Source organism: Streptomyces sp. NPDC059832, assembly GCF_042731715.1.
Classification (GTDB): Bacteria; Actinomycetota; Actinomycetes; order Streptomycetales; family Streptomycetaceae; genus Streptomyces.
Map to the genome: position 1 here is coordinate 20,721 of NZ_JBHWIY010000054.1, position 15,070 is coordinate 35,790.

Below are 15,070 nucleotides of genomic sequence, written 5' to 3' on the forward strand. Positions count from 1 at the left end.
TACAACACCACGAGTTCAACCTGAGTGACCGGCGATCCGCTGCTGGAGAGAGCGGGTGAATCCCTCCGAAATCGTCTGACGATATGTCAGAAGAGTCGGCGAGCGGTCAGCACGAGTCCTGAAGAACCTGGGGAACGCTGCCCGGACATACGGCTCGTTGTAGGGTAGGAGAACAGCCCTTGACCTGCAAAAACGCAGGCAGGGAGCCTAGATTCAGGAGCACCTCGATGCTGCGTGCCATGTTCAAGTCCAAGATCTAACACTTGGTCATATGCGCAGGCCAGAGGCATGATAAGCCGTTCCCGGTTAGCAACCAGTGAGCATGGCGCGCAGTGGTGTCCAGCTTGCTGCCTATGACCGTCGTGGTCGCGATCTGGGCGTGGAGATCTGGCTCGCTTGAGAGGTTCGCTACATGGCTCGACAACTCGCACGGGGGATGGGGACCTTCTTCAAGGAGTGCGACTGCATCAAGTCGACGCGCTGCTCCCACACGTAGTCGGTTCGATTCAGGAATGCGCTCGGCAAGCAGCGCAAGGAGACCGGATGCAGGACACAGGACGATGCCATTGATCGCCTGACGCAGATTTATGCGGAGAAGCGGACGACGGCGCCGTCTGTTGCTGAGGCGCGCCGTGAGTTGGGTCAGCAGACGGTCGAGGAGTACGTGAAGGGTTGGCGGCCCCGGCAACGCCGAATGACTGAGTACTCCACCGGCCAGCACGTGGACAGTTCCATCAACGCGCACATCATTCCTCGTCTCGGGTCGCGGAAATTGAACTCGGTCACGCCATTGGTGATCGAGCGCTTCTTGGACAGCCTGGAGGTCGACGGCGTTGGTCGTGGCAATCAGGTCAACATATTCCGTGCCCTCAAGGCGATTCTGCGAGACGCCTACGACAAGGGGGCGATGGCGGATGATCCGGTCAAGGGAGTGCAGGAACCGGAGTACGTCCGGGAGAAGGTGGTTATCCCGTCCCTGGCGTACGTAGCGAAGGCCCTCACGGTCGCTGACGAAGATCTGGCATTGGAAATCGTCATGATGGCGGGGTGCGGACTGCGCAATGGCGAGGCCCGGGCGGTGAACATCAACAACGTCGTGGCCGAGGACGTCTATCGGGTGCACGAGCAGATTCACTCCAACACCCACAAGCCGGCGAAGCTGAAGCACCGCAAGTCGGGTGAGTTTCGTGAGGTCCCTCTGCCGCGCTCAGTGCGAGAAGCAATGGCGCGCTATGAGGAGAAGCACGGAACCACGAAGGACGGCTACTTGCTACGCGGCCCGAGCGGGTACTACACCGAGGCGATGGAACGGCGCCGTGTGCATCGGCTTTTCAAGGATGCCCCAGCCGTGGACGGCCTGGGCATGTATGGTTTCCGCCACTATTTCGCCTCGAATGCGCTCGGCAACGGTATACCGATCACCGACGTAGCAGAGTGGATGGGGCACAAGTCCATCGAGGAGACGTTTCGCACCTACCGGCATCTGATGCCGGGCAACATCACCAAGGCTGCACGCATCCTGGACGTCGGCCTCTGGGGCACAGACTGATGAACCACCTGTCTACTTGCAGGTTCAGACCGGCGGTTCCACCTCTCGGGTGTACCTCAGGTCCCGCCCACTGGTCCGTGAGGGGACGCTGGGGAAGAAGTCGTACCACTCGATGGTGGTCCCGATGAGACTTGCGGTGACGATGCGCTTGAGGTTCGAGGGGGCTGGCGGAGAGGTTGTTGGGGCGGCCATGGGTACCACTTCCGGACGGTTGGCGGGGACGGTTCCGTGTCGCCACACCGTAGGAAGGGGCAGGTCAGGGGCGTATGTGGTGGGACACGATAGTTCTCGGGCCGAGTGTGCGCGGGGCCACTATGACAGGCACGTCGAGACTGCTTCGAGGACCGTATTGAAGGCCGGCAGGCGCCTGTCAGGATTGCGCTATCAGGCATGGTTTATTGCCCTCGTGCTGACTCCCGTGCTGGTTTGGTGCTGACCTGAAACCGTATGTCAGCACCCCTGATCACCTGTCCCGTGCTGACTTGGTGCTGACTACGCAGCGTTGAACTTCGGCATTCGGGGGCGGATCGGGCCCTCCACGGCCGGAACGCCCAACTCCTCGCCGTACGCCTATGCCAACAACGCCCCCCAACCAGTCCGCCCCCCTCCAGCCGCTGCCTCCTGTGCTTCTCCGCAGTAATCGGCGAACTGTCGCCACGCGGTGTGAGACCAACGCGGCTGGTTACCGGAGCCACCAAGCAGCCGGGCAGCGGCAGCGCATCGGACAGGCCATCGACTACGCCGACGTCCCCCGCGACGACATCACCCCCGTCCTTGCGGAACTCGTGCGCCAGCCCGGCATCCGCCGCCGCATCCTCGAACTCACCGCAGGACCCACCCCCATCGCGGACGCCGTTGCCTGTGCAGTTGCAGCTCCAGGTCGCAGGTTCCGTGGTGGCCGATGCCCGTCATGTCCCCCGTGAAGCTGGGGATGAGGTCGACCTCTTTCGGGGCGGCTTTGAGGTAGACGAGTGTGCGAAGCTGCGGCAGTGGCAGGCGGAGCGCAGGGATGGCTTCCGTGTGCTGAGGCACACGTACACCTCGATCGTCCTTGAGGGTGGGGAGTCCGTGGTGGCACTGGCCAGGTGGCTGGGGCACTCGTCTGCAACCATTACGCTGGACCACTATGCCCACTTCGTGCCGGAGGCGCGTTGCCCGATCGACAGTCTGCTCGATGGTCAGGCCAATGGAGACATGGTTCCAAACTCCGCAGATTTTCCCCCGGCTCGTCCGTGAGCGCGCTATCTGCGCGTCTGCACGTGTTCAAGTGACAAGGATTCAGGGCATGCTCACTGCTTGTCCCAGTCTCCAGGGCACCTTTGTCATGAAGTTGTCTACCATGTCGCGCTGACCTGGAGCGATGCAGCTTCAGTCGCCTCTGACCAGCGCAGATGAATCTTTCAGGGTCTTTCAGGGGCGTGCAGTCTTATGTAGTCGATTCTCCCCAGACGCTCCCCAGCAGCGCTGATCCTCCCCAGATTCTCCCCAGGGAGGGCTGCCGTGACGGACGGCGGGAGATGAAACTTGGCGCTGTCGCAGGCACGCTGAGTGACTGTAGCGGGCGCTCAGCCGGCATCCCAGGGTTGATCTCGGCTCCAAGATCTCCGCCTGTGCGTACCCATCCCTTCGAAGGCGCTGCGCCCGGCCACTGATAGCGAGACGGCTGTCCGTCCTGGGCCGCGACGGTCCCACCTGGCACATGTCGTAGAAGCCGTCTTCTGGCGTCTACGTGGTCCAAGTCGGGAGCGTTTGTCCTGTTCAGGGCCTTGTGGTTGAGGAGTGTCGACGCTGTTGGTGACACGCGCGTGACAGGTGTGACCGATGTGACCCCCCGTCGGCTTGATCCGGCGGGGGTCTCCGCGTACGGGGACGGGCCCGATTGAACGGTGGTCGACGGGGTTTGCTCTGCTCCGGTTAGCTGTTCTGGGCTGCGAACAAGGGCGGCTGTCGAGAACCCTGAGCGCGTGCCGAAGTTGACCGGCATGCGGGTCAGTGCCCCCGCATCAGGAGGTGGAGCAGTGTCACCACGGCGACACCGACGGCGAGGGCGGTACCGAACGACGGGTGCTCGAAGGCGACGTACACAGTGCCGCATCCAACGAGCATGAGCAGCACCATCCGTTGATCTATGTGCCCGTTCATCCGCGAGGCCCTCCCTGTATTTGCGCCGTCATGGCTGCCATAGGGAAACAACGACTGGAATTTCGGCAGAAAACCCAACCGGATCATGGATTATTCTGATCTTGAGGTAACCTGTGGCGCTTTCCGGTGGCCCGATCTGTTGACGGCAACACGACCCAGCTCTCGCCGGGCGCGATCAAGATGCGATGGCACGGCCTCGCGTCCGCCCGGATGGCGCAGGGCACCGGCGGACCGGTAGGCGAGCCAAAATCCCCGGCCGGGGAATCGAAATTGTGTTCGTAAATGGCTGTAAGGGCGAGGAATGGGAACGATCCGGAATCCGGATGTATCCGGCCTCTTGCCTGCCGTTTTCCTTCCCCGAGGCAGCCTGGCCTATCCCGTCGTCGGCTCTGGCCGAGTCCCATTGTCAGTGGTGGCCTCTACGGTTCCTTGTGGCCGGCGCGGAATGCCTGTGCACGGCTACGCGGGCATGAGTGCCGACCGAGTGGGGCGTGCGTTTTCGCTGTTGGCGGGAAATGCGGTCGTACTTGCTGGAGTGGTGAGAGGGCAGGATGTATGGAGTTGGACTACGACCGTCTGGTCGCCCTGCGGAAGCAGAGCGCTGCTTGGCGGCTACTGAAGGCCGACAACGCCGCGCTGATGCTGAGCTTCTTCAACAAGGTGTTCGTCGAGCAGGGAGCGCGCTCGATTGCCGGTGCGGAGCTTGTCGAACGGCTGGACGACGAGTTGTTCGCCCTCAATGATCGGCTGGGGCAGGGCACGTTTCCCAAGTCCGCGAAGGCGTATCTGGATGACTGGTCGGCACCGGGGAACGGTTGGCTGCGCAAGTATTACCCGCCGGATTCGGACGAGCCGCACTACGACGCCACGGCCGCGGTCGAGAAGGCGATCGCGTGGGTCCGGTCGCTGGGAGAGCGTTCGTTCGTCGGTACGGAGTCGCGCCTGAATACGATCTTTGATCTGCTGCGGCAGATGACGTTCGGCACCGAAACCGACCCCGAGGCGCGACTGGCGGAGCTCACCCGGCGGCGGCATGAAATCGACCGGGAAGTCGAGCGTGTTGAGGCTGGCGAGGTGGACGTCCTGGACAGCGCGGCGCTGCGGGACCGCTACCAGCAGGTGACGACGACGGCGCATGGGCTGCTGGCCGACTTCCGCGAGGTTGAGGCGAACTTCCGGGACTTGGACCGGGACCTGCGGAGCAAGATCGCCGCGTGGGACGGGGCCAAGGGCGAACTCCTGGACGAGGTGCTGGGCAGCCGCGAGAGCATCGCAGAGTCGGACCAGGGACGGACTTTCCAGGCGTTCTACGACTTCCTGCTCGCCCCGAGCCGTCAGGACGAACTCAAGACGCTGCTGGCCGAGGTCGAGGCCATGGAGGCCATCGACGAGCCTGACCCGCGCATGCGACGCATGCCCCGGGACTGGCTGGAGGCCGCCGAACGCACCCAGGCCACGGTGCGGCAGCTGTCGGATCAGCTCCGCCGGTTCCTGGACGACCACGTGCGCTCGGAAGACCGCCGCGTCCTGGAACTGGTGCGCGCGATCGAGACGCAGGCCCTGGCCCTGCGCGACGTGCCGGGCGTGAATCTGGTCGCCGAGATCGATGCAGCAGCCCCGGCCATCGCCCTGCCGTTGGAGCGGCCCTTGTATACGCCGGTGGTCAAGGCACCGATCGACAGCACCGGCATCGAGGCGGGGGACGAGGAGTTCACCGCTGACGCCTTGTTCGAGGCGGTGTATGTGGATCCCGCCCGGCTCACGGCCGCGGTGCATCACGCCCTGGGCTTGCGCACGCAGGTGTCCTTGGCCGAGACGCTGCGCGAGCACCCCCTGGAGCAGGGGCTTGCCGAACTGGTCGCCTACTTCGCGCTACCGGACGACGGGTTTACCACCGTGTTCGACGACCACCGCCAAGAAGAGATCACGTGGATCGGCGAGGACGACGTCCAGCAGGTCGCCACCGTGCCCGTGGTCACCTTTGCCCGCATCAGCCCCGGCATCGCCTGGGTAGCCAGCCCGAAGGAGGGGCGATGACCACACCTGCCACCCCCACCCCGCAGCAGCCCTACACTCTCTCGCTGCCGGTCAACCAACTGCTCAAGGGCCCGGTCTTCCGCGACCAGCACGAGCGGGCCTGGGACGCCCTCCTGCACCACAGTGCCGACGTGAAGGACTACGTCGACGTCATGGGGCTGCGCGTGGTGATCGACGAGATGGAGGGCTACGCCTTCCTCCAGTCGAAACCCGACGACGAGGACGATGTCCGCGATCTCCGCGTGGCGCCTCCGCGGCTGATGCCCCGCCGCTCGCTGTCCTACCCCGTCAGTCTGCTGGTCGTGCTGCTGCGCAAGCGGCTCGCCGAGTTCGACGCGGGCGCCGACGGCACCCGCCTGATGATCACCCGGGACGAGATCGTCGAGATGATCCGCATGTTCCTCCCAGCCGGCAGTAACGAGGCACGCCTGGTCGACCAGATCGACGGCCACATCAACAAGGTGGTGGGCCTGCAATTTCTGCGCCGCGCTCGCGGGCAGGAGCAGCTGTTCGAGGTGCAGCGGATCATCAAAGCCTTCGTCGACGGGCAGTGGCTCGCCGACTTCGACACGAACCTGGCCCAGTATGCGGCCACCCACACCCCCCAGGAGAAGCAGCAGTGATCCCCGCCCAGCCCGGCCCCGCCGACACGAGTGCCTTCACCGACCTGGCTGCGGCAGGCTTCCGGCTGGAGCGTCTGGAGGTCTACAACTGGGGCACGTTCGACAAGCACGTGTGGTCGTTCGGCCTCGGCGGCGCCAACGCCCTGCTGACCGGTGACATCGGTTCCGGCAAGTCAACCCTGGTGGATGCGATCACCACGCTGTTCATGCCCGCCCGCAAGATCGCCTACAACAAGGCGGCCGGTGCGGAGAGCGGCGAGCGCAGCCTGCGCTCCTACGTGCTGGGCCACTACAAGTCCGAACGCAACGAGACCACCGGGACCACCAAGCCGGTGGCGCTGCGCAAGCCGGGCAGCTACTCCGTCATTTCGGGCGTGTTCACGAACCCGGCGCTGGCGGCGACCGTCACGCTGGGGCAGGTGTTCTGGCTGGCCGACGGGAACGCCACCAGCCCCGAGCGGCTGTTCCTCGTCGCCGACCGTGCGCTGTCCGTCGCCGGAGACTTCGCCGACTTCGGCACCGAGGTGCGGGCGCTGAAGAAGCGTCTCGAAGCGGGTGATGTCCGCGTCCACAAGACGTTCCCGCCGTACAGCAAGGATTTCCGGCGCCGGATGGGCATCGAGTCCGAGCAGGCGCTGGAGCTCTTCCATCAGACGGTGTCGATGAAGTCGGTGGGCAGCCTGGACGAGTTCGTGCGCAGTCACATGCTCGAACCGTTCGATGCGGCGGCGATGACGGACAACATCGTGAGTCACTTCGACGCTCTGACTACCACCTACAACTCCGTTCAGCGGGCCCGTGCCCAGGTCGATGCCCTCACCCCGCTGCTTGAGGACTGCGACGCCTACGACGGCCTGGCCGCACGCATCGAGGAGGCCGACGCCCAGCAGGCCGCCCTGCGGTACTTCATCGCCCAGCGCACGTCGGTGCTGCGCGAAGCCCAGCGCGCCGAGGCGGAGCGGATGCTCGCCCGCCTGGAGGGTGAGAAGAAGACCGCGAAGGACGAGCTGGAGCGGCTGCGGGACCAGGAACGCCGGTGGGAACTGCAGCGTGAGGGCCTGGGCGGCGGGCGCCTGGGTGAACTGGAGCGCCAGATGGAGGAGACGGAGCAGCAGCGCGCCGCTCAGGAGAAGCGCGCCCGCCAGCACGCAACCCTGCTGGAGCAGGCAGAGCTGGCCCCGGTCACCGATCAGGCGCAGTTCACCGACCGCCTTGAGGAGATCGCCCGGGCCCAGCACGACGTCGCCGCGACGACACAGGAGACGCGCACGGCCCTGGAGACGCTCGCAGTCGAGGCCGCACAGCTGAATCAGCGGGCCGAGGACCTCAATGCAGACCTGATCAGTCTGCGCTCGCGCCGCAGCAACATCCCCCGCAAGCAGCTGGAGGTACGCGCCCGCCTGAGCCGCGAACTCGGCATCGAGGACAGTGCCCTGCCCTTCGCTGGCGAACTCATTCAGGTCCGAGACGAGGAACAGGCGTGGGCCGGAGCCGCCGAGCGGCTGCTGCGCGGCTTCGCCGTGTCCCTCCTGGTCCCCGGCGATCAGTACGCTCGCGTCTCCGACTGGATCAACGACCACCACCTGGGGACGAAGCTGGTCTACTTCCGCGTCCCGGACAAGCTCCCGCCGCGGCGCCTGCCCACCGGTGCGTCCACGGCGCTGTTCACCAAGCTCGAGGTGCGCGAGGACTCGCCGTTCGCCCCGTGGCTGGTCGGCGAGCTCGAACGCCGTGCCTCCCACGCCTGCGTGCCGACGATGGAGGACTTCCGGCACGCCGAACTGGCCATCACCGCACAGGGGCTGATCAAGGGGGCGCGGGGCCGCCACGAGAAGAACGACACCACCCGCATCGACGACCGCAGCATGTATGTGCTCGGCTGGACGAACCAGGCGAAGATCGATGCCCTCCTGGATCAGGCGGGACGGGTCCACGGCGCCCAGCGCGAGATGGAGAAGAAGAAGCGCGGGTTGGGAGCCGCGTACGAGGACGCCATCAGCCGTGACAAGGTCCTCGACCGGCTGGCGGCGATGCTGGACTACGGCGAGATCGACTGGCCGTCCGCGGTACGGCGCATCACCGAGCTGACTGCGGAGAAGCAGCGCCTGCAAGCCGCCTCCGAGGACCTGGACGAACTCACCCGTCGCCTCACCGAGATCGCCGACGAAATCACCGAACAAGGGGCCGCCTACGAGAAGGCCAGCCAGCGCTGGGGACGGGTCGACGGCGAGCGCGACGCCGCTGAACGCGCCTGCGACGAGGCCCGCGCGGTACTCGACGAACCGGCCGCCGGCGCTGCACAGGCGCACTTTCCGGCCCTCGAACAGCGCTTGACCACCGCCCGCCTGGAGTGCCGGACCGCGCAGGAGTGCGCGCAGGCCGAAACCCGGCTGCGCGAGGAGATGACGGCGCACAAGCACCGCTGGGCCAAGGAGCAGACCCGCCTCGCCCAGACGATCGCCGCCCAGATGAGCTCCTTCCGCACTACCTATCAGGTCGAGGCCAGCGAACTCGACGCCTCCGTTGCCTCCGCTCCCGGATACCGTGCCCTGCACCAGCAGCTCGTTGCCGATGACCTGCCGCGCTTCCAGGACCAGTTCCGCACCTACCTGAAGACCAACGTGATCCGCGAAATCGCCGGATTCCACGCGCAGTTGAACATCTGGGCCGACGAGATCGGCGAACGCATCCACACCATCAACGAGTCGCTGGCCGGCATCGACTACAACCCTGGCCGCTACATCATGCTCAAGCCCGAGCAGACCCCCAACACCGAGATCCGCGAGTTCACCGCGGAACTGCGCGCCTGTACCGACGACGTCCTGTCCGGCGACGACTCCGACCTGTACTCCGAGGAGAAGTTCCACCAGGTACAGCACCTAATCGAACGCTTCAAGGGCCGCGAAGGCCACGTGGACAGTGACCGCGGCTGGACCAGGCGCGTCACCGACGTGCGGTACTGGTTCGTCTTCAGCGCCAGTGAACGACGCCGCGAGGACGACTCCGAGTACGAGGTGTACTCCGACTCCGGCGGCAAGTCCGGCGGACAGAAGGAGAAGCTCGCGTACACCATCCTGGCCGCCTCTCTCGCCTACCAGTTCAAGCTCGACACCACCCACAGCAGGAGCCGTACCTTCCGCTTCGTAGTCATCGACGAAGCCTTCGGACGCGGCTCGGAGGAATCCGCCCGCTTCGCCCTGGACCTCTTCAAGCGCCTGGGCCTGCAACTCCTCATCGTCACCCCGCTGCAGAAGATCCACGTCATCGAGCCCTACGTGTCCGCCGTCGGCTTCGTCGACAATCCCGGCGGACACCATTCCCGCCTGCGCACCCTGACCATCGCCCAGTACCGCCAAGAACGCCTCGCCCACACCCTGGCCGGCCTGCAGCCCGCCGCCGGACAGGGAGACTGAGATGACGACGCGTCAAAACTCTAACTGGACTACGCCGCAGGCCGTCCTCGAACGCCTCCGCAAACGCTGGAACACGGGTACCTACCTCACCCAACTCGCCGACGGGGCATCCTGGGAACCCGTCGAGATTCCCCTGCGCGGCCCGAAAGCCGGCGACATCACCCGCCACTACGACAACGTCCTCGCCTGGACCGAATCGTGGGCGCCCAGCGCACACCGGCACCTGCGCATCGAATACCGCCGACTCGGCGGACGCCTGGCTGGTGTGAACAACATCCCCGACCGCGTCTGGATCGACGACCGCGACGACCTCTGGCGCCTGCTCGGCGTCACCCCCACCGTCGCCCGCTACCAAACCCTGCTGACCACCACCCAGGAAGCGCTGCCCGCTCTCATCGACTGGATGATCGCCCACCCCATGCAGGTCCTCCAGCGGGAGGCCGACTGGCCTCGCCTGCAGGACACGATCCGCTGGATCGCCGACTTCCGCGGCCCAGCCGTCTACCTGCGGCAGCTCGACGTGCCTGGGGTGGACACCAAGTTCATCGAACGCCACCGCGCCATCCTGACCACCCTGCTCGAACAGTGCATTCCCGACGACCGCATCGACACCGAGGCCGCGCGCACTGACTTCGCCGCCCGCTTCCGCTTCCTGCGCAAGCCCGCCTACCTGCGATTCCGGCTGCTCGGCGGCGAGTCGCTGACTGGCTTCAGTGAACTCTCAGTCCGTGCACATGAGTTCACCGCGCCACCGCCCGGCGTCACGACCGTGTACGTCGTCGAGAACGAAACCACCTACCTTGCCTTCCCCGACCAGCGCCACAGCATCGTGATCCACGGCGGCGGCTACGCCGTCACCCAACTATCCGCCCTGACCTGGCTGAACGATGTACGCCTCGTGTACTGGGGCGACCTGGACACTCACGGGTTCACCATCCTCGACCGGCTGCGTCGGGCCTTCCCGCATACGCGGTCCATCCTGATGGACCGGAGCACTCTCCTGGAGCACCGCGACCAGTGGGTGAAGGAAGACACGCCCACCCACCAGCCTCTCGGCACGCTGACGCCGGACGAGGCCGATGTCTACGACAACCTCGTGGACGGAGAGTTCGGCCCCAACGTGCGACTCGAACAGGAGCGCGTGCGGTTCCACCTGCTCGAAGACGCCCTGAACGAGCTCCGCTAGGCACCGCACACACCATCAGCCGGCTTGTCGGTGCCGATGAAGGGGCAGGTTCATCGCGCTGCGGCGAGTAGTTCCTGGTGCCTGGCGAGGGCCGTAGCGCGAAGGAGAGCACGGAACTCGTCGGTCACCGTCCCACGTGGCGCGGACGGCGGCTCGTCCAGCAACGACAACACCGGCGGCTCACCTGGGGGTGCGTCGGGCGGCAAGACCACCGGCGGCAAGTCCACTGGTGGGTCGGGTGACGCGGGTGGCTCCGGCGGGAGCAAGGGTTCCAGCGGTTCCGGTGGGGCGTCTGGTGCGACCTCGCCGAAGCCCCCCCCGCGCCCGGCGGCAATTTCCGGCTCAGGGACGTCGGCTACGGCCAGTGTCTGGCCTCGAGCAACCTCAACGTTGTGTTCGCCGCCTGTACGGACAGCCCGGTGGCCAACTGGACCGCAAAGGCCGGTTCGGGCGGTTCCTACATGCTGCACAACGAGTCCGCCGGCCAGTGCCTGACTGTCAACGTCAACGTGCTGTACCTGGCCGAATGCGGCTCCAAAACCGGCCAGAACTGGCGCACGGGCACCAGCAGCACCGTCGTGAACCTGTACAGCAGCCTGTGTCTGGACGAGAGCTCCGGCTGGCCGGTCCTGGCGTCCTGCGAGCCGTCGAGGTCGACTCAGCACTGGGCGCGGGAGTGACCCAGTGCCCTGAGTCTTTGCTGAGTAACTACCTGGGGCTGCGGTCGCACTGCTGGAGGGCGGCGAAGTCGGCGTGCGCCGTCTCGGGGTGTACGGAGTCGTCGTTGAAGATTGAACGTGATGTCTGAATGCCGCCGGACCCGCAGGGCGTTCCGGTCTTGGATTGAGCGTGTCCAAGACCGGAACAAGGAGTTTTACGGAGATGACGATGAACGGTGCGACGGCGCTCGACGGCAAGGTGGCGTTGGTGACCGGCGGCAGCCGGGGGATCGGGGCGGCGGTCGCGCTGCGGCTGGCCGAGGACGGCGCAGACGTGGCGCTGACCTACCAGGGCTCGGCCGAGTTGGCCGAGGAGGTGGTCGCCAAGATCACCGCGATGGGGCGGAGCGGCTGGGCCGTCCGCGCGGACAGCGCAGACCCGGAGGCGGTGTGCGGCGCGGTGGCGGCGGTCGCCGAGCGGTTCGGGCGGCTGGACATCCTGGTGAACAATGCGGGTGTCGGCGCCGTCGGGCCGATCGAGGCGGTGACATGCGACCAGATCGACCGGGTGCTGGCGGTGAACGTTCGCGCGCCCTACCTCTACGCCCAGGCGGCGCTGCAGTACCTGGTCGAGGGTGGACGGATCGTGAGCATCGGCAGCTGCATCGCCCAGCGCGTGGCCTTCGGCGGAAGCGCGCTCTACGCGACCAGCAAGGCCGCTCTGATCGGCTTCACCAAGGGCATGGCCCGGGAGCTCGGCCCGCACGGGATCACCGTCAATCTGGTCCACCCGGGCCCGATCGACACCGACATGAACCCGGGCGACGGCGATTCCGCCGACTTCCAGCGCGGCTTCACTGCGCTCGGCCGCTACGGCACGGCGGCGGAGGTCGCGGACGCCGTCTCATACCTGGCCGGCGAGAGCGCCCGATACGTCACAGGCGCGGAGCTGGCGGTGGACGGCGGCTTCGCAGTCTGAGCCCGCGCTGCTGGCGGCGAGCAATACTCAGGCGTGTCGAATCCCTCGAAGGGTCGTCACGCTTTGTGACGGGTTGTGGGTCTTGCCCCAGGCGCTCGGGGGCGACGGCCGGTCCGAGTGGTGGTGGTGCACACCGCATCTGGACTTTCGCCGCAACTCACGGCGCAGCGGGCAGCCACTGCCGAGAAGTTCAGCGGGGCTGCCGGGACAGATCCCGGGCCTCGGCGGTGGTCTGCCCCGCTGCCGCGGTCTGCGGACCACCGAGCTGTCGTACAGGCGTGTGAGCTGCGGAATTCTGTTGCCACGGCGAACGCGGAACCGGCGAATGCCGCACCGAGGTACATGCGGTCTATCAAGGATGACGAGTGACTGAGAACGACGAGCAGCGCCAGACCCTGACCAATCGGCAGGGTGTGCCGGTCCTGACCTATCTGCAGGGTGTTCGCGAGGGGCACCCGTGGGCGGACCTGGCCGAAGTGGTCGGCCCCGACCCCGTGGACACCATCGTCTCCGGCATGTCCGGATGGGCGGTCTCGGGATCTGTGGAGCTCGGCGAGCACCTGCTGCGCCGTGGTGCACGGGTGATGAGACACGCCCACGAGATGCGGCGAGACCTGGTCGGATGCCCGCCGCCGGCCGACTGGTCCCCGCGGGTCTTGGGCGAGGGACTGCGGGCAGTCCCCTGTGACCGTGATGCCGACGCCGTGTTCCCGGCGTGGCGAGCCGCCTTTCCTGCCGGTCATCCAGACCATCACCGTGGCAGCGACGAAGAGGCCCTGAACGAGCTCCTGAAACCGATGCTGGCGGGTTCCGTCCTCGGACCGGTCCTTCCATGCAGTGCCCTGGTGGTGGACGAGACGGACCGCGTTGTCGCTGGGGCGATCCTCACCGACCGTGACGGTCAGCCATGGATCGCGGACGTATTCCGCCGCCCCGAAGCCTGCTACAAGGGCCTCGGTGCCGATCTGTTGCGGCGGGTGCTCGGTGTGGCTGCGGCCGACGGGCTGGCCGAGGTCTCGCTTGCCGTGAGTGATGCGAATCCGGCCCGCCGCGTCTACGAGAAGCTCGGCTTCCAGGTGACAGACACATCACTGACTGTCGTAGTGCCATAGGGATCGGGGCCACGGCGCTTTCAAGGCAGTCGAGTCCAGCGAACGTCCGGGACGCCGCCGATGGGCCGGTGATCCGGTACTCCAGTGGGATTTCGTTTCCTGCAATGTCTCTCTCTTCCCGTAGGGGGAGCGTTGCGAGATGGCTTGGTGGTGTCCGCGCCGGTGCGACCACGTCAGGGCCTGGGTGCGGGGATCGGACACGTCGCTTGCGCCCCAGCACGTGACGCAGATTGGGGCTGATCCATGGCACCGGCACATCACGCTTGCCACGCTTGCCCTGGCCTTCCTGACCGCCCTCGCCGCCGACGCGACCCCCGAACCGCCCGCAGATACGCACCACTTCGCCCGCAGCCGCGATCCGATCACGCTGACCGTCCCGGAAATCCGCCACCTACTTGCCGCCGTTTTCAACCCACCAGTCGTGACAGCGGCCAAGCTGCTGCACTGGTCCACCTGGCGCCGACGCCACCAAGCAACAGCCCGACGCAGCCACTACCGACGCCGAATCGCCAGCGAACCCGCTGGATAGATCACGAAACGCACTGGAGCACTAGGTGATCGGGTCCGGGGTCGCCGGGCGGGCGCGTGCTACCCGAGGCGGACGGACAGCTCCTGCTGGGGCGTGATCCAGTTGCGACCGGAGGCCGACGCGGCGAGGTCGGCACTGCGGCCATGATCGTCGCCATGCCAATGTTCTCCGCCGTGCAGACCCAGCCCAATGTCCCGCGCTGGGCGCGCAACGCAGCGCGCCTGGCGGTCCTGACGCCGCTGCCGTCCAGCCTCTGGCGGCTCCCGATGGCCTGGGGCTGGATGATGGGCTTCGGGCCGGAGGCCAAGAGGACGCTCCACGTGCCCGGCTGGGGGTCGCTGTACATCGTGGGCCTGACGGTGTTCTCGGAGGTCTTCGCCTTCTTGACGCTCGGCCTGGTGCAGTCCTGGGGCGAGGTCTGGCCGCGCTGGGTGCCGGGCCTGCGCGGCCGCCCGGTACCGGTCCCGGCCGCAGTGATCCCCGCCCTGGTCGGAGCCAGCCTGGTCATGGTGTACTCCGTGGGCCTGATCCACAACATGTTCGTCAATCCGGACCCCGATGCTCCACACGGCATCTCCGTCGTGGTCCTGAACCTCTGCTACGCGCCCATCATCCTCTGGGGGCCGCTGCTACTGGCAGTCACTGTGCATTACTGGCGCCGCCGACGCCGGACGTGACCCGCCGGTCGCGGCCCGCACTCAGGCACGGTCGAAGCACACGATCACAAACTCGCACTGGAGTATTAGTACTCCAGTCAGATTTCGTGTCCTGAGCTGCTGGTTGTCGTTGTTCGGGTATGGACGTGATGCCTGAAGTCGATTGCTGGAAGGCCGAGTTGGAG

The 15,070-nt window shown here is 66.3% G+C and carries 12 protein-coding genes and 1 pseudogene; 11 read left to right on the forward strand and 2 right to left on the reverse strand.

Annotated features, from left to right (window positions below; translation table 11 throughout):
• Positions 1–637: 637 nt before the first annotated feature.
• Positions 638–1,549 carry a tyrosine-type recombinase/integrase gene (locus tag ACFV8T_RS42210; protein WP_385338348.1) on the forward strand — a complete coding sequence of 304 codons (912 nt, stop codon included), beginning with the start codon at positions 638–640 and terminating at the stop codon, positions 1,547–1,549.
• Between the two features lie 822 nt (positions 1,550–2,371).
• On the opposite strand, the gene ACFV8T_RS42215 is transcribed toward ACFV8T_RS42210, so the two are convergent.
• Positions 2,372–2,581, reverse strand: a complete 210-nt coding sequence (locus tag ACFV8T_RS42215) for a hypothetical protein (protein ID WP_385338378.1) — start codon at positions 2,579–2,581, stop codon at positions 2,372–2,374.
• On the opposite strand from ACFV8T_RS42215, the pseudogene ACFV8T_RS42220 reads away from it, so the two are divergent.
• Positions 2,537–2,785 (forward strand): annotated as a pseudogene (locus tag ACFV8T_RS42220) (site-specific integrase); the annotation flags it as partial. The gene ACFV8T_RS42215 and the pseudogene ACFV8T_RS42220 overlap by 45 nt on opposite strands.
• 753 nt (positions 2,786–3,538) lie before the next feature.
• Here ACFV8T_RS42220 and ACFV8T_RS42225 read toward each other — a convergent pair.
• Positions 3,539–3,691: a hypothetical protein gene (locus ACFV8T_RS42225; RefSeq protein ID WP_385338351.1), complete on the reverse strand. Its 153-nt coding sequence runs from the start codon at positions 3,689–3,691 to the stop codon at positions 3,539–3,541.
• A gap of 555 nt (positions 3,692–4,246) precedes the next feature.
• Here ACFV8T_RS42225 and ACFV8T_RS42230 point away from each other — a divergent pair.
• The 9 genes from ACFV8T_RS42230 to ACFV8T_RS42270 all read left to right on the forward strand — a co-directional run bounded on the left by ACFV8T_RS42230 (position 4,247) and on the right by ACFV8T_RS42270 (position 14,906).
• Complete coding sequence (locus ACFV8T_RS42230; protein WP_385338354.1) at positions 4,247–5,728, forward strand: DUF3375 domain-containing protein; 1,482 nt, start codon at positions 4,247–4,249, stop codon at positions 5,726–5,728.
• The gene (locus tag ACFV8T_RS42235) at positions 5,725–6,351 is read left to right on the forward strand and encodes a DUF4194 domain-containing protein (protein ID WP_383079425.1); all 627 of its coding nucleotides are present in this window, start codon (positions 5,725–5,727) and stop codon (positions 6,349–6,351) included. The genes ACFV8T_RS42230 and ACFV8T_RS42235 overlap by 4 nt, the downstream gene beginning before the upstream one ends.
• On the forward strand, positions 6,348–9,764 hold the full coding sequence (locus ACFV8T_RS42240; protein WP_385338357.1) for an ATP-binding protein: 3,417 nt from the start codon (positions 6,348–6,350) through the stop codon (positions 9,762–9,764). The genes ACFV8T_RS42235 and ACFV8T_RS42240 overlap by 4 nt, the downstream gene beginning before the upstream one ends.
• Position 9,765: 1 nt before the next feature.
• The gene (locus ACFV8T_RS42245) at positions 9,766–10,950 is read left to right on the forward strand and encodes a Wadjet anti-phage system protein JetD domain-containing protein (protein WP_385338360.1); all 1,185 of its coding nucleotides are present in this window, start codon (positions 9,766–9,768) and stop codon (positions 10,948–10,950) included.
• A 392-nt stretch (positions 10,951–11,342) separates the two neighbouring features.
• Positions 11,343–11,630 carry a ricin-type beta-trefoil lectin domain protein gene (locus ACFV8T_RS42250; RefSeq protein WP_385338362.1) on the forward strand — a complete coding sequence of 96 codons (288 nt, stop codon included), beginning with the start codon at positions 11,343–11,345 and terminating at the stop codon, positions 11,628–11,630.
• A gap of 202 nt (positions 11,631–11,832) precedes the next feature.
• Complete coding sequence (locus tag ACFV8T_RS42255; RefSeq protein ID WP_383861933.1) at positions 11,833–12,588, forward strand: SDR family NAD(P)-dependent oxidoreductase; 756 nt, start codon at positions 11,833–11,835, stop codon at positions 12,586–12,588.
• A 365-nt stretch (positions 12,589–12,953) separates the two neighbouring features.
• Positions 12,954–13,700 carry a GNAT family N-acetyltransferase gene (locus tag ACFV8T_RS42260; protein WP_385338365.1) on the forward strand — a complete coding sequence of 249 codons (747 nt, stop codon included), beginning with the start codon at positions 12,954–12,956 and terminating at the stop codon, positions 13,698–13,700.
• 220 nt (positions 13,701–13,920) lie between these two features.
• Positions 13,921–14,229 carry a hypothetical protein gene (locus ACFV8T_RS42265; protein ID WP_385338368.1) on the forward strand — a complete coding sequence of 103 codons (309 nt, stop codon included), beginning with the start codon at positions 13,921–13,923 and terminating at the stop codon, positions 14,227–14,229.
• Positions 14,230–14,384: 155 nt separating this feature from the next.
• Complete coding sequence (locus ACFV8T_RS42270) at positions 14,385–14,906, forward strand: hypothetical protein (RefSeq protein ID WP_383079418.1); 522 nt, start codon at positions 14,385–14,387, stop codon at positions 14,904–14,906.
• Positions 14,907–15,070: the final 164 nt, after the last annotated feature.